General features: G+C 70.6%; 19 protein-coding genes and 1 tRNA gene. 9 read left to right on the top strand and 11 right to left on the bottom strand.

The window, feature by feature from the left end; translation table 11 throughout:
* A partial coding sequence (locus tag AOK08_RS30410) for a flavin-containing monooxygenase (RefSeq protein ID WP_055532020.1) occupies positions 1-1,134 on the bottom strand: 1,134 nt, incomplete at its 3' end.
* Between the two features lie 247 nt (positions 1,135-1,381).
* Here AOK08_RS30410 and AOK08_RS30405 point away from each other — a divergent pair.
* Positions 1,382-2,008, top strand: coding sequence for a MerR family transcriptional regulator (locus AOK08_RS30405; RefSeq protein WP_055532030.1), 627 nt, complete (start codon positions 1,382-1,384; stop codon positions 2,006-2,008).
* 346 nt (positions 2,009-2,354) lie between these two features.
* On the opposite strand, the gene AOK08_RS30400 is transcribed toward AOK08_RS30405, so the two are convergent.
* Positions 2,355-3,158: an exodeoxyribonuclease III gene (locus AOK08_RS30400; RefSeq protein ID WP_055532028.1), complete on the bottom strand. Its 804-nt coding sequence runs from the start codon at positions 3,156-3,158 to the stop codon at positions 2,355-2,357.
* Positions 3,159-3,226: 68 nt separating this feature from the next.
* On the opposite strand from AOK08_RS30400, the gene AOK08_RS30395 reads away from it, so the two are divergent.
* The gene (locus AOK08_RS30395; protein ID WP_055532018.1) at positions 3,227-3,706 is read left to right on the top strand and encodes a GNAT family N-acetyltransferase; all 480 of its coding nucleotides are present in this window, start codon (positions 3,227-3,229) and stop codon (positions 3,704-3,706) included.
* Between the two features lie 198 nt (positions 3,707-3,904).
* On the opposite strand, the gene AOK08_RS30390 is transcribed toward AOK08_RS30395, so the two are convergent.
* Complete coding sequence (locus tag AOK08_RS30390; protein WP_055532016.1) at positions 3,905-4,516, bottom strand: VanZ family protein; 612 nt, start codon at positions 4,514-4,516, stop codon at positions 3,905-3,907.
* A 173-nt stretch (positions 4,517-4,689) separates the two neighbouring features.
* Between AOK08_RS30390 and AOK08_RS30385 the strand changes: the two genes are divergently transcribed.
* Together AOK08_RS30385 and AOK08_RS30380 are read left to right on the top strand one after the other, a co-directional pair.
* Complete coding sequence (locus AOK08_RS30385) at positions 4,690-5,880, top strand: sensor histidine kinase (protein ID WP_055532014.1); 1,191 nt, start codon at positions 4,690-4,692, stop codon at positions 5,878-5,880.
* Positions 5,838-6,539, top strand: a complete 702-nt coding sequence (locus AOK08_RS30380) for a response regulator (protein ID WP_055532012.1) — start codon at positions 5,838-5,840, stop codon at positions 6,537-6,539. Before AOK08_RS30385 ends, AOK08_RS30380 begins: the two co-directional genes overlap by 43 nt.
* 194 nt (positions 6,540-6,733) lie before the next feature.
* Here the strand turns inward: AOK08_RS30380 and AOK08_RS30375 are convergent.
* From AOK08_RS30375 to galU, 7 genes are all read right to left on the bottom strand, one after another.
* Positions 6,734-6,807, bottom strand: a tRNA-Ala gene (locus tag AOK08_RS30375).
* Between the two features lie 104 nt (positions 6,808-6,911).
* Positions 6,912-8,195 (bottom strand): divisome protein SepX/GlpR, encoded by a 1,284-nt coding sequence (gene sepX, locus AOK08_RS30370; RefSeq protein ID WP_055532010.1) that lies wholly within the window; start codon positions 8,193-8,195, stop codon positions 6,912-6,914.
* Positions 8,196-8,359: 164 nt separating this feature from the next.
* Complete coding sequence (locus tag AOK08_RS30365; RefSeq protein WP_055532026.1) at positions 8,360-8,992, bottom strand: GNAT family N-acetyltransferase; 633 nt, start codon at positions 8,990-8,992, stop codon at positions 8,360-8,362.
* Between the two features lie 26 nt (positions 8,993-9,018).
* The gene (locus AOK08_RS30360; protein WP_055532008.1) at positions 9,019-9,573 is read right to left on the bottom strand and encodes a MogA/MoaB family molybdenum cofactor biosynthesis protein; all 555 of its coding nucleotides are present in this window, start codon (positions 9,571-9,573) and stop codon (positions 9,019-9,021) included.
* Positions 9,570-10,052, bottom strand: coding sequence for a cyclic pyranopterin monophosphate synthase MoaC (gene moaC / locus AOK08_RS30355; protein ID WP_055532006.1), 483 nt, complete (start codon positions 10,050-10,052; stop codon positions 9,570-9,572). The genes AOK08_RS30360 and moaC overlap by 4 nt, the downstream gene beginning before the upstream one ends.
* A gap of 82 nt (positions 10,053-10,134) precedes the next feature.
* Entirely contained in the window at positions 10,135-11,457 is a 1,323-nt protein-coding gene (gene glp, locus AOK08_RS30350; protein ID WP_055532004.1) for a molybdotransferase-like divisome protein Glp, read from the bottom strand.
* 5 nt (positions 11,458-11,462) lie between these two features.
* Positions 11,463-12,365 (bottom strand): UTP--glucose-1-phosphate uridylyltransferase GalU, encoded by a 903-nt coding sequence (gene galU, locus AOK08_RS30345; protein WP_055532002.1) that lies wholly within the window; start codon positions 12,363-12,365, stop codon positions 11,463-11,465.
* A gap of 134 nt (positions 12,366-12,499) precedes the next feature.
* Between galU and AOK08_RS30340 the strand changes: the two genes are divergently transcribed.
* Entirely contained in the window at positions 12,500-13,084 is a 585-nt protein-coding gene (locus tag AOK08_RS30340; protein ID WP_079054362.1) for a 5-formyltetrahydrofolate cyclo-ligase, read from the top strand.
* A gap of 81 nt (positions 13,085-13,165) precedes the next feature.
* Here the strand turns inward: AOK08_RS30340 and AOK08_RS30335 are convergent, their stop codons facing one another.
* Positions 13,166-15,922 (bottom strand): penicillin acylase family protein, encoded by a 2,757-nt coding sequence (locus tag AOK08_RS30335; protein WP_055531999.1) that lies wholly within the window; start codon positions 15,920-15,922, stop codon positions 13,166-13,168.
* A gap of 225 nt (positions 15,923-16,147) precedes the next feature.
* Between AOK08_RS30335 and AOK08_RS30330 the strand changes: the two genes are divergently transcribed.
* The 4 genes from AOK08_RS30330 (at position 16,148) to AOK08_RS30315 (ending at position 20,629) form a co-directional block, all read left to right on the top strand.
* Positions 16,148-17,686 (top strand): potassium/proton antiporter, encoded by a 1,539-nt coding sequence (locus tag AOK08_RS30330; protein WP_055531997.1) that lies wholly within the window; start codon positions 16,148-16,150, stop codon positions 17,684-17,686.
* Between the two features lie 252 nt (positions 17,687-17,938).
* The gene (locus tag AOK08_RS30325) at positions 17,939-19,213 is read left to right on the top strand and encodes an MFS transporter (protein ID WP_055531995.1); all 1,275 of its coding nucleotides are present in this window, start codon (positions 17,939-17,941) and stop codon (positions 19,211-19,213) included.
* Between the two features lie 68 nt (positions 19,214-19,281).
* Positions 19,282-19,629: an FmdB family zinc ribbon protein gene (locus AOK08_RS43800; protein ID WP_079054361.1), complete on the top strand. Its 348-nt coding sequence runs from the start codon at positions 19,282-19,284 to the stop codon at positions 19,627-19,629.
* Positions 19,630-19,732: 103 nt separating this feature from the next.
* Positions 19,733-20,629, top strand: coding sequence for an S-methyl-5'-thioadenosine phosphorylase (locus tag AOK08_RS30315; RefSeq protein ID WP_241827149.1), 897 nt, complete (start codon positions 19,733-19,735; stop codon positions 20,627-20,629).
* The last annotated feature ends 15 nt before the right edge of the window (positions 20,630-20,644 follow it).

The following is a 20,644-nucleotide window of genomic DNA, read 5'->3' as shown; positions in this document are numbered from 1 at the left end:
CCCACCCCCACCCCAGGCCTCGGCGAGGGTGATCCCCTCCGCACCGACGACCCGCTCGGCGATGGGCATGTCGGTGACATGGAACCCCGTACCGAAGACGATGGCGTCAACGTCGGCCGTGCTCCCGTCGGCCCCGACCACGGTCGACCCCCGTACCTCGCTCAACCCACTGGCCACCACATCCACGTTGGGCCGGGTGAGCGCCGGATAGTAGGCGCTCGACAGCAGGATGCGCTTGCAGCCGATGCGGTAGTCGGGGGTGAGTTTGGCGCGCAGGGCGGGATCCTTGATGACCTGCCGCATATTGCGCTTGGCCAGCGCCTCCACGACACCCAGCTCACCCGGACGCTTGGTGAACGCCTGGACCTGCAACTCCCTTACGCCCCACAGGAGTCCGCGCCGCAGCCGGGTGGTGAAGGGCAGCGCGCGATGCACGGCACGCTCGGCGCCGCCGATGGCCCGGTCGACGCGGGGCATCACCCAGGGCGGGGTGCGCTGGAAGAGGGTGAGGCGGGAGACGTCGGGCTGGATGGCGGGAACGATCTGGATGGCGGAGGCCCCGGTCCCCACCATCGCGACCCGCTTGCCGCGCAGGTCGTAGTCGTGGTCCCAGCGGGCGGAGTGGAAGACCTTGCCGGGGAAGGTTTCCAGCCCCGGAACATCCGGCACCTTGGGTTCGGAGAGCGGCCCGGTGGCGGAGACAACGAGATCGGCGAGCAAGACCCCACTGCTGGTCTCAACAACCCACACCAGCCGCCCCGCATCCCAAGTCATCTTCTTGACCTCGGAGTTGAAGCGGAGATGGGGCCGCAGCCCGAAGACGTCAGCGACATTCTCCAGGTAGGCGCGGATGTGTTCCTGCCCGGAGAAGACGCGCGGCCAGTCGGGATTGGGCGCGAAGGAGAACGAGTACAGATGGGAGGGCACGTCACAGGCGCACCCCGGATAGCTGTTGTCGCGCCAGGTGCCGCCGACACTGCCGGCGCGCTCCAGCACGACGAAGTCGGTGACCCCTTCGCGCCGCAGCCGCACAGCGGCCCCGAGCCCTCCGAACCCCGACCCGATCACCGCCACCCGCACATGCTCGTGTTCGGATGCCCGTTCGGCTTCCTGTTCGGCTTCCTGTTCGGCCATGCCGATGCCCTTCCCCACGCGACCGCGCCAGTGAACACTGGCGCAATGGGAGAGTAGAGGAGGTCCGTACCGATGGGTAGGGTCCAGGAGAGGGAAAGTTACCGCCGGTACGACTTAGGGTTCCGACGTGGCAGAAGCAGACGCACCGGAGAACACCGCCGGACCCGCACACCAACCGGAGAACCACCCGGAGCACCAGAACACGCACGGGCCCGCGCACCGGACGGAGTGCCGGACGGAGTACCGGATGGCGGAGCTTGCGGGCCTGGCCGGCATCACCGTCCGCACCCTGCGCTTCTACCGCGAACGCAAACTGATCCCGCCGCCCCGCCGCGAGGGCCGCATCGCCTGGTACGACGACCACCACCTGGCCCGCCTGCGCACGATCTCGGCGCTGCTGGAACGCGGCCACACCCTCAACGGCATCGCGGAACTGGCCGAGGCCTTCGACAACGGCCGTGACGTCGCCGACCTGCTCGGCCTCGGCGCCCCCACCGAGGAGACCCCGGTCCGCCTCACCCCCGAGGAACTCGCCGACCGCTTCGGCCCGGACGCCACCCCCGAGAACCTCGCGGCCTCGATGGACCTCGGCTATCTGGGCACCGACGGCGAGCAGATAGTCCACATCAGCCGCGGCCTCCTGGACGCGTCGGCGGCGCTGGTCCAGGAGGGCATCCCGCTCTCGGCCGTCCTGGCGGCGGGCAGACGGGTACGCGACCACGCGGACGCCCTGGCCGAGATCTTCACGGACGTACTCCTCACCCACGCACCACAGGCCGACCCGACCCGCCTGCGCCCGCTGGCCCGCCGGGTGGTGGAGGCGGAACTGTCACTGGCGATGGACCGGCAACTCGGCAGATGGCGAACTTCCTGAAGATTCACTCCATGGAAGTAATTTCCAGCCAATGGAGAACATGAGCCTCGCCCATACCGCCGAGCAAGAATCGCACACCATCTCCAAACGGCTCGCCGACAGCCATGAGGCACTGCGTGCCGCCGGTCGCTACGGCGGTGGACTGGTCCCCTTCGGCTACCGCAAGGCGCCGCACCCGTCCGGTAGCGGATGGTCCCTGACTCCTGACCCCGAAACAACCGCAGTCGTCCGAACCATCGTGGAAGAAGTTCATGCGGGACTTTCACTGACCGCCATCGCACTTACGGCGGGAGAACTGAGACCACCGGGGTGGGCCGCACAGACCAGCGCAGCCCACCCCACATTGTCACGTCTCGAAAACCACCGTCACCGGCGCATGATCCGACCATCGCTGCTCGTGGCTGGCAGCACGCTCCACGATCCCCTTGACCGCGCGCCCCGCGAGCCCGGCCGTCGCGACAATCAGGTCGATCCGCCATCCCGCGTCGCTGTCAAAGGCCCGCCCCCGGTAGGACCACCACGAATACGGCCCGACCGCCTCCGGATGCAGCGCCCGCACCACATCCACGAACCCCCCGTCCTCCCCGTCGAGCACGCGCCCGAGCCAGGCCCGCTCCTCGGGCAGGAACCCAGAACTCTTCTGGTTGGCGCGCCAGTTCTTGAGGTCGGCGGGCTGGTGGGCGATGTTCCAGTCCCCGCAGACGACGACCTCGCGCCCGTCGGCGGCGGCCCGCTCCCGCAGCCCCTTCAGATGGACGAGGAACTCGTCCATGAAACGGATCTTCTCGTCCTGCCGCTCGGTACCGACCTCACCGGACGGCAGATACAGACTGGCGACGGTGACACCGGGCAGATCGGCCTCGACATACCGCCCGCTGCCGTCGAACTCGGCGGATCCGAACCCGACCTGGACCCGGTCGGGCTCGCGGCGACTGTAGAGGGAGACACCGGCGCGCCCCTTGGCGGCGGCAGGCGCATGCGTGACGTACCACCCCTCGGGCGCACGAACTTCCTCCGGCAGCTGCTGCGGCTCGGCACGCACCTCCTGGAGGCACAGCACATCTGCGGAGGTCTCGGCGAGCCACTCCACGAAGCCCTTCTTCGCGGCGGCGCGGAGTCCGTTCACATTCACAGTGGTCACAGTCAGCACCCGGGCACGATACCGGGAGACGGAGAACACCTGGCGAGACCGACATGTATACATGTACCGTACATGGCATGAATATCCGCCGGGTCTCCTTCGACCACCCCGACGCCGTCAAGCTCAACGACCAGGTCCAGGCCGAGTACGCCGCCCGCTACGACGACGAGGGCGACGCCACCCACCTCGACCCGGCGATGTTCGCCCCGCCGTCCGGCCTGTACCTGATCGCGTACGACGAGCAGGACCGCCCGGTGGCCACCGGCGGCTGGCGCGGCCACGACGAGGAGACCGAGGAAGGCCATCTTCCCGGCGACGCCGAGCTGAAACGAATGTACGTGGTCGAGGAGGCCCGCGGCCTCGGCCTGGCCCGCCGAATACTGGCCGCCCTGGAAGAGGACGCCCGCACCGCCGGCCGCACCCGAATGATCCTGGAGACGGGCACGAGGCAACCGGAAGCCATCAGCCTCTACACCTCAAGCGGCTACGCCCCCTGCACGAAGTTCGGCTACTACCGCGACCACGAACTGAGCCTCTGCTACGCCAAGAACCTGTAGAACCCGGCGGAGACGAACAGAGCCGATCCTCCACCAACCGGACGCGGGAGCGGGCAAGTTCGACGCCCCGCTCCCCAACCACCCCGGCCGTGCCGGAACATCAGCCATAACCCTTCCAATTCCAAGCCCAGAGTGACCCGCGGCCTGCGCGAGGCGGACGGCGAGGTCGGGCATGGTGACCCGCCACCGCTCCCGTCCTCATGCGACCGGGGCCGACGAGACGGCATCACGCGCACCGGCCGGGGTGAACGCGGAACCCGGCAGGGCGTAAGCGCTCAGGATGCCGACCACGGCGCGGGAACGGCACGCCAGGCGGAGGATGCCGTAACCGATCATGCCGCCCAGCGTGTTGGCGACGAGGTCGGTGGCATCGATCGTCCGGCCGTAGCTGACCGCGGCGTACAGGATGGCCTGGGTGATCTCGACCGACAGGCTGAGCAGCGCCGACCAGAGCGTGACCCGGCCCAGCGAGGACGCCTTCCGCCACAGGAGGGGAAGCATCATCCCGAACGGCACCGTCATGACCACGTTGGCCAGGATGCTGGGATCGGGCCCGAACACGGGGACCCACTGGATCTGGTCCCACAGCGGAACCTCGTTCCCGTAGACGCCGAAGTACATCCACATCGGGAAGAGGACGAAGTGCAGCGTTCCGGTGGCGTAGAGGGCGGCGGTCAGCCGGGTCGCGGCGTGCTTCCCGTACCACCCGGGCCTCCTGCTCCTCACCCGCACCGCGAGTACCACGCAGAAGGCGGTCAGCAGCGGCCCGAGCACCCACCAGGAAGGGATTTCGAACTGGACGTTGCCCATGGAATTGCTCACTCCTCATCGGTGGCGGAGACCGCCGCGAAAGGAGCGCGGCGCGGCTCCACTGTCCTGCGCCGCCCGGAGCCGGTGGATCTTCCAAAAGACGGAACCCGCACCCACCCTCTACAACTTTCGGCAGATCTCGCGGTACGTCCGCCCAGCTAGGCTCAGCTGCCATGACCTCCCGGCTCCTCCTCCGGCTGCGCGCCGCCGTACCGCCCCTGACCGCGCTGCTGCTCCTGGGGCTCGGTCTGCTCGACCTGCGTTACGGCATGCTTGAGCCGGCCCCCCACGGGGTGTTCAAGCTCAAGCTCGTGTCCGTCCTGCTGGCCGGGGCCATGCTCGTCGCCGGAAACCGGCTCGGCCCGCGCGGACTGCCCGCGGCGGCCTGCGCCGCGGTGACGATGTCCCTCGGCACCACCGCCGCCATCCATCATCTGAGGCCGCCCGACGGCAGCGACGTCGCCGACGGGTTCACCGAACCGGCCACGCTGCTCGCGCTGCTGGTGCTCGTCGCCTGGCGTGCCGCGCCGGTGTGGACGACGGTGACCGCACCGGCCCTGGTGGCGGCGGTCGTCCTGCGCCCCCTCTCGGACGGGACGCGCGAGGGAAACATCATCCAGGCGTTCTTCTGGACGCTGGCGGCGATCGCCGCGCTGGCCGCCGGTCTGGCCGCACGGCTGGTCGCCCTGGACCGGAAGCGGCGGGAGAGCACCATCCGCCTGGAGCAGCGCGCCGAATTCGCCCGGGACCTGCACGACTTCGTCGCCCACCATGTGACAGGCATCGTCGTCCAGGCGCAGGGAGCCCACATGATCGCCGCCAAACGGCCCGAACTCGTACTGCCCGCGCTGGAACGGATCGAACGGTCCGGGGCGGAGGCGCTGACCTCCATGCGCGCCATGGTCGGGATGCTGCGCGCGGCCGGGCCGGACGGGAACAGCCCCGTGCTCGCCCCGCTCGCGGGCATGGACGAGATACAGACCCTGGTCGAGGAGTTCGCGACGGTCGGCGGCAGCCGGCCCCGGTTGCTGATGGAGGGATCGTTCGACGGCCTGCCGGTGGAGGTGGTCACCACGCTCCACCGGGTGGTGATGGAGGCGCTGACCAACGTGCGCAAGCATGCCCGTGAGGCCGCCGAGGTGGAGGTGCGCCTCGTCCGGTCGGCGGACCGGATCACGGTGACCATCAGCGACGACGGCCGCGCACGCCCCGGCCTCGGCCTCGGCAACGCCCGTGGTGGTGGCTTCGGTCTGACGGGCCTCGCCGAACGCGTCGGCATGATCGGCGGCACTCTCCGCGCGGGCCCCGGCGAGGCCCGGGGATGGAGTGTCGAGGCGACGCTGCGGACGGGGGCGGGCGCGTGACGATCCGGGTACTGATCGCCGACGACCAGGCCATGGTCCGCACCGGCTTCGGAATGATCCTCTCGGTCCAGGACGACATCGAGGTCGTGGCGGAGGCGGTGGACGGGGTGGAAGCCGTGGAACTGGCCGAACGGCACCGGCCGGACGTGGTGCTGATGGACATCCGCATGCCCCGCCTGGACGGACTGGAGGCGCTGCGCCGACTGACCCGGCCGGGCCTGACGGACCCGCCGAAGGTGGTCATGGTCACGACCTTCGACGACGACGCATACGTCCACCGCGCCCTGCGCGGCGGTGCCTGCGGCTTCCTCATCAAGGACTCGGGGCCCGCCCTGCTGGTCGAGGCGATCCGCGCGGCGGCCTCCGGGGAGTCCCTGGTCAGCCCGTCGATCACCGTCCGCCTGCTGAGCGGCCTGTCCACCGGCGCCTCCTCCCCCGCGGCCCGGGCGTCGGCCGCCGGCCTGTCGGCGCGCGAGACGGAGGTGGTGCGCCTGGTGGCCAAGGGCCTCACCAACGCGGAGATCGCCGCCGGACTGTCCATCACCGTCGGCACGGTGAAAACCCACCTCGGCAACGTGCAGAACAAACTCAGCGCCCGCAACCGCGTCGAGATCGCCGCCTGGGCCTGGGAGTCGGGCCTCGCGGTCCCCGGCCGCTGAGCGAACGAACGCCTCACGCACCCGAACCATCCCGAAACGCCAGGCCGACGGCCACCAGGCAACCGCCTCCGACACCGGCCCCGTTCGGACACCACCTCGAACCGACCCCGGAAACACGAAGATCCCGCCCGATCTTCCGATCGGACGGGATCTCGTCAACTACCCCTGAGACAACTCAAGAACAGTCATTGCGGTGGACCTGTGGGGATTTGAACCCCAGACCCCCTCGATGCGAACGAGGTGCGCTACCAGACTGCGCCACAGGCCCTTGCAACGAGTGAAACTCTAGCATCCCGATCCGGGTGCTCGGAAATCCGTTCCGCGTCGGGCGGTGGAGGCCGCCGTACGCCCCCCACCTGCCGGTACCGCTCGCTACTCGTTGGCCGCGCGGGGCCGCTCGCCGTCCTCGTACTGATCGAACAGGGGGGTGCGGCCCCGCTCCCGGGCACGGCGGGCCGAGGCCGCGCGGCGGGCGTCGGTGCGGCCGTCCGGGCTCTCCGAGTCCGCCTCGGGGTCGGACTCCGGCCCGTCCGGCGACTCCGTCTCCGTCGCCGTCGAGTCCTCCGGCACCATCTGCTGGTCCGCCGACGACTCCGACTCGTGGCCCACCGTGCTGGAGCGCGCCGCGCTCCAGGCGTCCGGTGCGCCGAGGTCCACGTCGGACGTGGCGCGGGGGGCGACCGGGGCGGTGACGTACGTCGGCAGCGGCACCGGGACCGGGTCCCAGCTGTCGCCGTGGCCGGGGCGGCGCTGGCGTTCACGCTGCTGGTCGACCCACTCCGCGTGGTCGGTCTGCTCGACGAGCGCACGCCTGTCGGCGGCGAGCGCGGACAGGCCCGGGTCGGTCTCCGGCTCCGGGTGCTCGTCCTGCTCCTCGGCGCCGGGGTCGGTGGACGGCCGCCGCCGGGGCTGGCGCTCACGCAGTCGCTGCGCGGCGAGTTCGGCCTGGCGCCGGTCCATCTGGTAGGTGAAACGGCGCCGTTCCTGCGTACGCAGATAGGCGATGTAGCCGCTCAGCATGGCCGCCGGGACAGCGGGCGCCCAGAGGAAGGCGAGTCCGCCGACCGCCGCGACGATCGTACCGAGCGTGAAGGCGAAGAACAGCATCACCGTCGTACGCCGTCGGCGCGCGAGCACCTTCGAGCGCCGGGCGCGCGCGGCGGCTTCCGCCGATGCGTTCGCGCTCCGACGAGCCGCCGGCACGCGCTCACGCTTCCGTTCCCCGACCGGAGCCGGGGCCGGCGCGGACGCCTGTGCGGGCTGCTCCCGCTTCGGGGCCCTCGGCTGGTCGTGCGCCTGTTCCTGGAGTACCTGTTCCTGGAGTACCTGCTCCTGAACCGCCTGGTCCTGCGCCGGTACCTGGACCTTCGCCTGGGGGCGGGTCGGGGGCACGGCGAAGGCCCGGACGTCCACCGAGTCGGTGGCATCCTCCGGGTCCGAGACGCTGTGCTCCCCCTCGTCGGCGGAGCGCGCCCGCAGGTCCTTGGCGTACCGGCGCTCCATGCCCGCCCGTCCGGACAGGAGCCGGATGGCGGTGCTGAAGCGTTCCGTCGGACGTGCCTCGTTCAGCTCGTCCTGCCTACGGAGCCACATCGGCACCAAGTAGGCGGCCCAGGCCCCGACAATGACTGCGTAGATGAGGCCGCTGCTGCTCACGTCTCACACGGTAGAGGGGTTTGCGTGAGGCCATCTGCCAATTGAGCCGGTGTGTCGCACGATCCGGCTGATATTTCGAGCTTTTTTTGTGATCGATGCGATCAGCAGGTCATCGAGGGCGCGCATTTGGCACCTCAAGTCGGTCGCTCGAACATCTATTCAATTTATATCGGCCCCGGTGTCCCCCGGCGTCCCCCCGGGTCCCCCGGCGTCCTCTGGGAGCGTGCCCGGTGCCAGCGGCTCAGCAACCCGTCGGGCACCTCTTCCGCGGTGAGCGCGAAGACGAGATGGTCGCGCCAGGCCCCGTCGATGTGGAGATAGCGGGGCCTGAGCCCTTCGTCGCGGAATCCGAGTTTCTCCACGACCCGGCGGCTGGGCCCGTTCTCCGGGCGGATGCAGACCTCGATGCGGTGCAGTCCGACCGTACGGAAACAGTGGTCGACCGCCAGTGCGACCGCCGTCGGCATCACGCCACGGCCCGCCACCGCCTCGTCCACCCAGTAGCCGACGTGTCCCGAGCACATCGAGCCCCAGGTGATCCCGGCGACCGTCAACTGGCCCACCAACTGCCCCTGGTACTCGATGGCGAAGGGCAGCATCCGGCCCGCGTTCGCCTCCGCGCGCAGATGCCGGATCATCTGCCGGTAGGTCGGCCGGTGAGCGATCGGGCCGCTGGGCGTGGGCGGCGGGATCGTCGCCTCCCAGGGCCGCAGCCAGTCCCGGTTGCGCCGGTTGATCTCGCGCCAGACCCGCTGGTCGCGCAGCCTCACGGGCCGGAGGACGATGTCGCCGTCCACCAGCTCCACCGGCCAGGACGGGCTGTTCAGCACGCACCCCCAGGGCCGGCGCCGGCGGGTCTGGGGTGGTCTCCGCCCCGGATCTGGTCGACGGCGTGCTTCAACAGGGGCTCCAGGACGGCCAGTCCGTCCTTCACCCCGCCGGTGGAACCCGGCAGATTGACGATCAGGGTCCCGCCCGCGACTCCGGCGAGTCCGCGCGACAGCGCCGACGTCGGCACCTTCTCGCGGCCGTACGCCCGGATGGCCTCGGCGATGCCCGGCACCTCCTGGTCGAGCACCGCGCGGGTGGCCTCCGGGGTGCGGTCGGTGGGCGAGATACCGGTGCCGCCCGTGGTGACGACGACGTCGTACCCGGCCCGGACGGCGGTCCGCAGCGCGTTCTCCACCGGGTCGCCGTCGGGCACGACCCACGGTCCGTCGACAGTGAAGCCGGACTTCTCCAGGCCCGCCGCGACCAGCGGGCCGCCCTTGTCCTCGTAGACGCCCGCCGCCGCGCGGTTGGACGCGGTCACGACCAGGGCGGCGTACGGCGCGAGCAGCGCGCCGCCTGCGTCGGCGGGCAGCGTCTCCGGTGTCATGACCGGCTCCAGGTGCCCGACTTCCCGCCGGTTTTCTCCTCCACCCGTACGTCCGTGATGACCGCTCCCTTGTCGACCGCCTTGACCATGTCGATCACGGTGAGCGCGGCGACCGAGACCGCGGTGAGGGCCTCCATCTCGACGCCCGTGCGGTCCGTCGTCTTCACGGTGGCGAGGATCTCGACGGCGTCGTCCGCGACCGACAGGTCCAGTTTCACACCCGACACCGACAAAGGGTGGCAGAGCGGGATGAGGTCGGGGGTCCGCTTGGCGCCCATGATGCCCGCGATCCGCGCGGTGGCCAGGGCGTCCCCCTTGGGGACCCCCTCCCCGCGCAGCAGCTCGATCACCCTGGGCGAGACAAGGACACGGCCGCTGGCACGGGCGGTGCGCGCGGTCACGTCCTTGCCGGATACGTCGACCATGCGGGCGGCGCCCGCCTCGTCGATGTGGGTAAGTCGGTCGTCCTGCGTGCTCATGTGCCGCTGCGCTCCCGGTCGGGCCTGTTGTGCGCGACACGGTACTCCCAACCGGCGTCCTCCAGCCGCCCCCGGCAGCCGGTCAGCCGAGCAGGACGACCTCCACCTCGGTGCCGGGCTCCACGGACTCCTTGTCCTCGGGTACGACGATCAGCGCGTCGGCGTGGGCGAGGGCCGCGATCAGGTGGGATCCGGCGCCGCCGACCGGTGTCACCCGGCCGTCCGTATAGCTGCCGCGCAGGAACTGGCGGCGCCCGGCCGGTGAGGTCAGCGCCTTGTCCGCCGTCAGGACCGCCCTGGTGGTGGGCCGGTGGATGTCCGGCACGCCCATCAGGGCCCGGATCGCGGGCCGCACGAACAGTTCGAAGGAGACGTACGACGACACCGGGTTGCCCGGGAGGGCGAGCAGCGGGGTGTGGTCGGGGCCGACGGTGCCGAAGCCCTGGGGCTTGCCGGGCTGCATGGCGAGCTTGCGGAAGTCGACGCCGGCGCCGGGCTCGTCCTCGTCGGCGACGTGCGCGAGGGCCTCCTTGACCACGTCGTACGCGCCGACGCTGACGCCTCCGGTGGTGACGACGAGGTCGGCGCGGACGAGCTGGTCCTCGATGGCGGAGCGGAGGGTCTCGGCGTCGTCGGCGACCGCGCCCACGCGGTAGGCGATCGCCCCGGCGTCCCGGGCGGCGGCGGTGAGGGCGAAGCTGTTGGAGTCGTAGATCTGGCCGTGCGCGAGCTTCTGGTCGGGCTGGACCAGCTCGCTGCCGGTCGACATGACGACCACGCGCGGGCGCGGGCGCACGCGTACGGTGCCGCGGCCGATCGCGGCCAGGAGGGCGATCTGTGGCGGGCCGAGGAGGGTGCCCTCGGCGAGGGCGAGGTCGCCGGCCTGGACGTCGCTGCCCTGTGCGCGTACGTGCGCGCGTGCCGGTGCCGGGCGGTGCACGCGCACCTGGCCGTGGGCGCCCTCGGGATCGGCGCTGCGGGCGCGCATCCCGGTGACGGGGCCCCCGCCGAGGCCTCCGTCGGTCCACTCCACGGGGACGACGGTCTCGGCGCCGGGCGGCAGCGGGGCGCCGGTCATGATGCGGGCGGCCTGGCCGGGGCCCACGTGGAGCAGTCCGTCCTGGCCGGCCGCGACGTCCCCGATCACCGTCAGGGCGGCCGGGTACTCCTCGCTCGCGCCCGCGATGTCCGCGACCCGCACCGCGTACCCGTCCATGGAGCTGTTGTCGAACGGCGGCAGGGAGACCCGCACCGTGACGTCCTCGACCAGGACGCAGCCCTGGGCGTCGAGGAGTTGCAGCTCGATGGGTTCGAGGGGGCGGACGGTCGCGAGGATGTCCGCCAGGTGCTCGTCCACCGACCAGAGGTGGTCCTGGCCTGCGGTGCGGGGCGCGGGGCTGCTCAACTTCGCTACATCTCCTCGGCTACGTAACTGCGGAGCCAGGTCCGGAAGTCCGGGCCCAGGTCCTCACGTTCGCATGCGAGTCTGACAATGGCACGCAGGTAGTCGCCGCGGTCGCCGGTGTCATAGCGGCGGCCCCTGAAGACGACACCGTGCACGGGGCCGCCCACCTTCTCGTCCTGGGCGAGCTGCTGGAGTGCGTCGGTGAGCTGGATCTCGCCGCCGCGGCCGGGCTCGGTCTGGCGGAGGATGCCGAAGATGTGCGGGTCGAGGACGTAGCGGCCGATGACCGCGTAGTTCGAGGGGGCGTCCGCGGGCTCCGGCTTCTCGACCAGGCCGGTGACCTTGACCACGTCACCGTCGGCGGTGGTCTCGACGGCCGCGCAGCCGTACATGTGGATCTGCTCGGGGGCGACCTCCATGAGGGCGATCACGCTGCCGCCGTGCTGCTCCTGGATCTCGACCATGCGCTTGAGCAGGGGGTCGCGGGGGTCGATGAGGTCGTCGCCGAGGAGGACGGCGAAGGGCTCGTGGCCGACGTGCGGGGCCGCGCACAGGACGGCGTGGCCGAGGCCCTTGGGGTCTCCCTGGCGGACGTAGTGCATGGTCGCGAGGTCGCTGGACTCCTGGACCTTGGCGAGTCGCGCGGCGTCGCCCTTCTTCTGAAGGGCGGACTCCAGTTCGTAGTTGCGGTCGAAGTGGTCCTCAAGGGGGCGCTTGTTGCGTCCTGTGATCATGAGGACGTCGTCGAGGCCGGCGGACACGGCCTCCTCGACCACGTACTGGATCGCCGGCTTGTCGACGACCGGCAGCATCTCCTTGGGAGTGGCCTTGGTGGCCGGCAGGAACCGGGTGCCGAGGCCTGCTGCGGGGATGACAGCCTTGCTGATCCTGGGGTGCGACTCAGTCATGGCGGCAACCTTATCCGTAGCCTTTGTGCTGATTCAGTGGCACCGATGAACTGACGCTCATATCGGTATATGAACCACATGAGATCACTGGACACGATAAAGGGAGCGCCGTGGGGGCAGAGCCTGACAAGCGCATGTTTCGGCGGGATCTCCTCGCGGTGAGAAGCAGGTTGACGGCCGCCGACGTCCGGGAAGCGGCGGTGGCCCTGGCCGGCCGCGCGCTCGCTCTGCCCGAGCTGGCGCACGCGCGCACGGTGGCCGCGTACGTCTCCGTCGGCACCGAACCCGGCACCCGGCCGCTGCTCGACGCCCTCCACGCGCGCGGGGTGCGGGTCCTGCTGCCGGTCCTGCTCCCGGACAACGACCTCGACTGGGGCGCGTACGCCGGTGAGGGGTCCCTGGTGGAGGTGCGGCACGGCGGGCGGATGGCGCTCCTGGAGCCGGCCGGCGAGCGCCTCGGGGCGGACGCCGTGACGGGCGCCGACGCCGTCCTGCTGCCCGGCCTGGCCGTGGACGGCCTCGGGCTGCGTCTGGGGCGCGGCGGAGGCTCGTACGACCGTGTACTAGCCCGGCTGGAGCGCTCGGGCGGCGATCCGGCCCTGGTGGTGCTGCTGTACGACGGCGAGGTCGTCCCCCTCGTCCCGGCCGAGCCGCACGACCGGCCGGTGCACGCGGTGGTCACCCCGTCGGGAGTGCGCCGCTTCCGCGCCCCCTCCTGAAACAGGCTTCTCCAGAAACGTGACCGGCCCTCCACGCGCGCGCGTGGAGGGCCGGTCGGGGACGCGGGTGCTACCGCGTGCTCACGCCGGTTTCAGCAGCAGCGTGTCGGTCGTGCTGTCGTCGACCGCCTTGTCCGAGAAGGACCAGTCGAGCAGTTCGCCCTTGGCCCAGATGCCCGTCTGGTCGGTGTAGTGGCTGCTGAAGGCGTGCCCGGAGGCGCCCGTCAGGTTGATCCACTTCGACTTGTCGAGGTCGCCGAGGTTGACCACCATCCGCATCGACGGCACCCACAGGACGCCGTAGCCGCCGGCCGCGTTCCAGCCGGTCGCGTTGACCGTCGCCTCGCCGCCGCCGAGCTGCCAGGGGCCGCGGTTGAGGATGTACTGCACGAGGCCGGGGCCGTCGGTGCCCAGGGTCTGGTTCTTCAGGAACAGCCGGTGCAGCCGGCCCCAGCTCCAGGTGTCGATGTCCTTGCCGAGCTTGGCGGTCAGCTCCCAGCGGGCGTCCGTCATGGCGCGCGCGAACAGCTGGTCGCGGTTGGTCGCGGCCTTCTCGGTGCGCGTGGCGGGCGAGGTCCACCAGTCGTTGTTCTGGTCGTCGATGAGCTTGCGGACCACCTCGAACCAGCGGTCGCCGCCGTCCGGCTGCGCCTGGTCGGCGTCCCGCTGACCGCATTCGAGGACCCGCTGGTCCGCGTCGGCGGGGCTGGTGGTGTTCACCGGCCTGACGTACAGGCACTGGCCCTCGACCCGTACCTCCTTGGGCAGCTTGTTGCCGAAGGCGAGCTTCAGGATGTTGCGCCAGACCGCGTTGAAGTAGGCCGCGGCGGCGGAGTCGGGGTCCTGGGTGTAGTCCCAGCCGACGAGGAGTTTCTGCGCCTCGCGGACGTGCTTGTCGTCGATGTCGATCGCCAGCAGCTTGGGCACCAGCAGCTTGGCGATCTCGCTGCTGTTGTCGAGCTGCATCTGGCGCATGTCGTCGGTGGAGACCTTGCCGCCGCCCTTGATCTTCGACTCGATCAGGTCGGCGATGCGCTGGCTGCGGGTGCCGTAGCCCCAGTCCGTGGTGAGGATGTACGGGTACTTCGCCTGGTCGACGACGGCCTGGTTGGCGGTCACGATGTAGCCGCGCTTCGGGTTGAACTCGAAGGGCAGCTCGTCCTGCTTGATGTAGCCGGTCCAGCGGTACTTGGAGTCCCAGCCGGGGACCGGCACGGAGCCGTCGTCGCCCTTCACGCGCGTGGGGATGCGTCCCGGCAACTGGTAGCCGATGTTGCCCTGGGTGTCCGCGTAGACGAGGTTCTGCGAGGGCACGTCGAAGGCGGCGGCGGCCGTGCGGAACTCGGTCCAGTTCTTGGCCTTGTCGATCAGGAAGACGGCGTCCATGGAGGTGCCGGGGTCCAGCGCGGTCCAGCGCAGCGCGATGCCGTAGCCGTCGCCCCGGTCGGGGGCCGAGGCGTCGACGGTGGCCTTCCGGCCGACCTTGACGAGCTCGTCGTAGCGGTCGGACAGCAGGGGGCCGTTCTCGGTCTCGCGGACGACGATCTTCTTGGACGCGCCTCCGGCGACCTTGATGGTCTCCTCGCGCGTGGTGAACGGCTTCGTCTTTCCGTCGTACAGGTAGCCGTCGCCGGAGAGCTTCTCCAGGTAGAGGTCGGTGACGTCGGCGCCCGAGTTGGTCATGCCCCAGGCGATGTCGCCGTTGTGGCCGATGACCACGCCGGGCATGCCCGCGAAGGTGTAGCCGGAGACGTCGTACTGGCACTTGCTGGAGACGCTGCGGCAGTGCAGGCCCATCTGGTACCAGACGGACGGCAGCGCCGGCGACATGTGCGGGTCGTTGGCCAGCAGGGGCTTGCCGGTGATGGTGTGGGAGCCCGCGACGACCCAGGAGTTGGAGCCGATGCCGTTGCCGTTGACCCCGACGGCCGTGGGGACGTCGTCGAGGACCCGGTAGAGGCCCGCCAACTGGCTCTGGAAGGCCGCGGAGTCGGCGGCCTGGGTTCCGGACGTCCCCGAAGACGCCGAGGCCGTGCTCGCGGCGCTGCCGCCCTGGGCGAACTTCTTCGCCGTGGCGTCGTACGCGCCTTCCTGGACGATCGGCTTGTTCCGGCCGTACGGGTAGCGCGGGTACAGGTCGGCGATCTGCTGCGGGCCGAGGCGGCTGGTCAGCAGGGAGCGGTCGATCTCGTCCTGCATGTTGCCGCGCAGGTCCCAGGCCATCGCCTTCAGCCACGCGATCGAGTCGACCGGGGTCCACTCCTGCGGCTTGTAGTCGTTCACGAACCCGAGGGCCGCGTACTCCAGGGAGATGTCCGCGCCGTCCTTGCCCTTCAGGTAGGCGTTGACTCCCTTGGCGTAGGCCTGGAGGTACTTCTTCGTGGTGGCCGACAGGGTCTTGTCGTACTCCTGTTTGGCCACCCGGTCCCAGCCCAGGGTGCGCAGGAACTCGTCCTTGTCGACCTGCCCCTTGCCGAACATCTCGGAGAGCCGGCCCGACGTGAGGTGCCGGCGTACGTCCATCTCGTAGAACCGGTCCTGCGCCTGGACGTAGCCCTGCGCCATGAACAGGTCCTCGTCGGAGGAGGCGTAGATCTGCGGGATGCCGTGGCTGTCCCGCTTGACGTCCACGGGCCCCGACAGGCCTTCGAGGGAGATCGAACCCTTGGTCTGGGGGAAGGAGGCCCGGACCGTGCTGACGGACCAGTAGGCGCCGTAGGCGACGCCTCCGATGAGGGCCAGGACCAGGACGATTACGAACAGTCGGGCTTTACCCCCCTTCTTCCTGCCGGACTTGCCGGGCTTGTGACCGGAAGAGCTGGTGGTGGTGGGGGGCATCGCTGTCCTTGCTGTCCTAACGCGAGCGGCAGGCGGTACTGGAGTGCTGGAGCAACCATAGGCGCAGGGCCCGACACGACTTGACGCGGAGTCGGGTCCGAGAGCGGACGGGCGTTCGATCATGCCTGTGGAAGCGTCAAGGAATCGTCAAGAGTTAGGTAAGGTAACGAAGTACTTGGGTGCGCGGTGGCCTCACCTCGTGTCCGATGTACGTGACCCGCGCGCGTGCCGCGTCCGGGCCAGGGAAGGGAACGGCCACTGACTGTCCACCATCTCAACCAGCTCCTGCTCGTCTGCTCGCTCGTCCTCCTCATCGCCGTGGCGGCGGTCCGGATCTCCTCGCGCAGCGGGCTCCCCAGCCTGCTCGTCTACCTGGGGATCGGCATCGCCATGGGCCAGGACGGCATCGGCGACATCCACTTCGACAACGCCGAACTGACCCAGGTCATCGGATACGCGGCCCTGGTCGTGATCCTGGCCGAGGGCGGACTCGGCACGAAGTGGAAGGAGATCGAACCCGCCCTGCCGGCCGCCTCCGTGCTGGCGACGGCGGGGGTCGCGGTGAGCGTCGGGATCACGGCGTCGGCCGCGCACTACCTGATCGGGCTGGAGTGGCGGCAGGCGTTCATCATCGGCGCGGTGGTGTCCTCGACGGACGCGGCGGCGGTGTTCTCCGTGCTGCGGAAAATCCCCCTCCCCGCGCGCGTGACGGGCACCCTGGAGGCCGAGTCCGGCTTCAACGACGCTCCGGTGGTCATCCTGGTCGTCGCGCTGTCCACGGCGGGCCCGGTCGAGCACTGGTACACCCTGCTGGGCGTCATCGCCGGTGAGCTGGCCATCGGCGCCGCCATCGGCATCACGGTCGGCTGGCTCGGCGCCTGGGGCCTGAGGCACGTGGCCCTGCCCGCGTCCGGCCTCTACCCGATCGCCGTGATGGCCATCGCGGTCACCGCGTACGCCGCCGGCGCCCTGGCCCACGGCTCAGGCTTCCTCGCGGTCTACCTGGCCGCCATGGTCCTCGGCAACGCCAAGCTGCCGCACTGGCCGGCCACCCGGGGCTTCGCCGACGGGCTCGGCTGGATCGCCCAGATCGGCATGTTCGTCCTGCTCGGCCTCCAGGTCACCCCGCACGACCTGGGCGACGACATCTGGCCCGCGCTCGTCATAGGCCTTGCCCTGACCATGGTCGCCCGCCCGCTGAGCGTGTTCGTCAGCCTGACGCCGTTCCGGGTCCCGTGGCAGGAGCAGACCCTGATGTCCTGGGCCGGGCTGCGCGGCGCGGTGCCCATCATCCTGGCGACGATCCCGATGGTGAGCGGCATCGAGGAGAGCCGCCGCATCTTCAACATCGTCTTCGTCCTGGTCGTCGTCTACACCCTCGTCCAGGGCCCGACGCTCCCCTGGCTGGCCCGGAAACTGCACCTCGACACGACGGCCGAGGCCGCCGACCTCGGCATCGAGTCGGCGCCCCTGGAGCGGCTGCGCGGGCATCTGCTGTCCGTGGCGATACCCGAGGGATCCAGGATGCACGGCGTGGAGGTGGGCGAGCTGAGGCTGCCGCCGGGCGCCGCCGTCACGCTCGTCGTCCGCGATGAAAAATCGTTTGTCCCGCTGCCGACGACCATCCTGCACCGCGGCGACGAACTCCTCGTCGTGACCACCGACCCGGTCCGCGACGCGACGGAACGCCGGCTGCGGGCCGTGGGACAGGGCGGCAAGCTCGCCCAGTGGCTGGGCACGGGCGGGAACGGAGCAGAAACATGACGCACCTCGCTTCCTCCTCCCACAGGCCCACAAGTCTTCACTTTCACAGGTCCACCGGCCCGCTTCCCCTGTACAGTGAAGGCGCACCCTGATCGAACCAACTCTGCCTGAAGCAGAGCTGGCGCGACCGTATGGCGGCCGGAACATCCTCTGCGGGAGAGTCGGCATCTACCGCAGTCCGCGCAAGAGGACAGCTCTCGGCGCCGCCCCACGCGTGGGGGCCGCGCTACCAGGTGGCGGAAAGGCACGGCCGTGGCATCCACGGTCACCTACGGACAACTGCTGCGGACCCCCGGCGCCTGGACGTTCCTGCTCCCCGGATTCGCCGCGCGGCAGCCGTTCGCGATGCTCACGATCTCCATCGTGCTGCTCGTCCAGCACACCACGGGCTCGTACGGCACCGCCGGCGCCGTGGCCGCCGCCACCGGCGTCTCCATGGCCCTGTGCGCGCCCTACGGGGGCCGCCTCACCGACCGCCACGGACAGCGCGCCGTCCTCGTCCCCGGCGTCGTCCTGCACGCCCTGTCCGGGCTCGCCCTGACGGCGCTGGCGCTGACCGGCGCTCCCCTGTGGACGCTGTTCGCCGCCGCCGTCCTGACCGGCGCCACCACCCCCCAGGTCGGCCCGATGGTGCGGGCCCGCTGGGCGGCGAAGCTCCAGGACTCACCTCTGATGCCGACGGCGGCGGCCTTCGAGTCCGTCACCGACGAGCTGACCTTCGTCTTCGGCCCCCTGTTCGCCACCGCCCTGTGCACAGCGGTCGACCCGGCGGCCGGCCTGGTCACCGAGGCCGCGCTGACCCTCCTGGGCGGTCTGCTGTTCGCCGCGCAGCGGAGCACCGAGCCGCCGGTCGCCGTGAACCCCGTCGGCGGGCCGCACGCGCGCGTGGAGCGCGTTTCGGCACTGGCCGTCCCCGGGGTACGTGTCCTGATCGTCGCCTTCCTCGGCATCGGCGCCGTCTTCGGCGGTATGCAGGTCTCGCTCGCCGCGTTCAGCGAATACACCGGCAGCCCCGGCCTGAACGGCGTCCTGTACGGGATCTTCGCCGCCGGCAACATGCTCTCCGGCGTGGTCTGCGGGGCGGTCGCCTGGCGCATGGCCCCGCAGCGGCGTCTGGTCGCCGGGTACGCGGCCCTCGCGGTGACCGCGTCCGGCCTGTGGACGGCCCAGTCCGCGCTGACGCTGGCCGGGCTCGGCCTCCTGGTCGGCATGTGCGTCGCGCCCGCGCTGATCACCGGCTACACCCTGGTCGACGGTCTGGTCCCGGCGGGCGCCCGCACCGAGGCGTTCACCTGGCTGACCGGCGCGGTCGCCCTCGGCCAGGCGGCGGCTGTCACCGTCGCCGGCCAGTTGGAGGACCGCCTCTGGGACGGCGCCGGATTCCTGGTCCCCATGGGCGGCACTCTCCTGGCCCTGGTGACCCTCGTGACCCTGCGTTCACGGCTGACACCGGCGGCGAGGACCCACCCGGCGAACCCGACTCCCGCACGTGTCGTCGGTCACCGCGTGCCGGTGACAGTGGACTGATCCCCGGGAATAGGTCACACTGGACCGTCGTTAGCACTCATCGAGTGAGAGTGCCAGGAGGAAGACAAGTGCCGACCTACCAGTACCAGTGCACGGAGTGCGCTGAGGGCCTCGAAGCGGTGCAGAAGTTCACCGATGACGCCCTGACCGAGTGCCCCAGCTGCGGTGGCCGCCTGAAGAAGGTGTTCTCCGCCGTCGGCATCGTCTTCAAGGGCTCCGGCTTCTACCGCAACGACAGCCGCGGCTCGTCGTCGAGCAGCGCGCCCGCGTCGAAGCCGTCGACGTCCTCCGCTTCGACGTCGTCGTCCTCGGACTCGTCGTCGAGTTCGTCGGCCTCCTCGTCGTCCGGCTCGTCCTCGTCGTCCAGCTCCTCCTCGGGCTCCAGCAGCTCGTCGAGCACCAGCTCGGCCGCGTAGACACCGCTTCTTGCCCCGCAGGACCCCGTCGTCCCACGACGACGGGGTCCTCGGCATTTCCACCCGCCCACACGGGTTTTCCGCGCCCGGCTAATGTGCGGGCATGGTGACTCCCGCGACTTCCGCGACCCCCGCGACCTCCGCGAATTCCTTGGATCCCGCGAACTCCGAGGGTGCCGAGATCGGCGTGATCGGCGGCTCCGGCTTCTACTCCTTCCTCGACGACGTGACCGAGGTCCAGGTGGACACGCCGTACGGGTCCCCGAGTGACTCCCTGTTCCTCGGCGAGATCGCCGGCCGCCGGGTCGCCTTCCTGCCCCGGCACGGACGCGCCCACCATCTTCCGCCACACCGCATCAACTACCGGGCCAACCTGTGGGCGTTGCGCTCGGCGGGCGTGCGCCAGGTGCTCGCCCCGTGCGCGGTCGGCGGGCTGCGGCCCGAGTACGGCCCGGGCACGCTGCTCGTACCGGACCAGCTGGTCGACCGTACGAAGACCCGGGCGGGAACGTTCTTCGACGGCCTGCCGCTGCCCGACGGCACCGTCCCGAACGTGGTGCACGTGTCACTTGCCGACCCCTACTGCCCGGCCGGCCGCGAGGCCGCCCTGACGGCTGCGCGCGGGCGCGACTGGGAGCCGGTGGACGGCGGCACGCTGACCGTGGTCGAGGGGCCGCGCTTCTCCACCCGCGCCGAGTCGCTGTGGCACCGGGCGCAGGGCTGGTCGGTGGTGGGCATGACGGGCCATCCCGAGGCGGCCCTCGCCCGTGAACTGGAGCTCTGCTACACGTCGTTGGCGCTCGTCACCGACCTCGACGCGGGCGCGGAGACCGGCGAGGGCGTCTCGCACGAGGAGGTGCTCCAGGTGTTCGCGGCGAACGTGGACCGGATGCGGGGCGTCCTGTTCGACGCGGTGGCCGCACTGCCGGCGAACGGGGCGCGGAACTGCCTGTGCACAAGGGCGCTGGGCGGGATGGATCCGGGGTTCGAGCTGCCCTGACGGGGGGGCGGGTAC

The sequence above is a fragment of the Streptomyces graminilatus genome, from assembly GCF_001418565.1.
GTDB classification, from domain to species: Bacteria; Actinomycetota; Actinomycetes; order Streptomycetales; family Streptomycetaceae; genus Streptomyces; species Streptomyces graminilatus.
The sequence above is the reverse complement of the archived record's forward strand: the minus strand, read 5'-3'. Positions and strand labels throughout refer to the sequence as shown.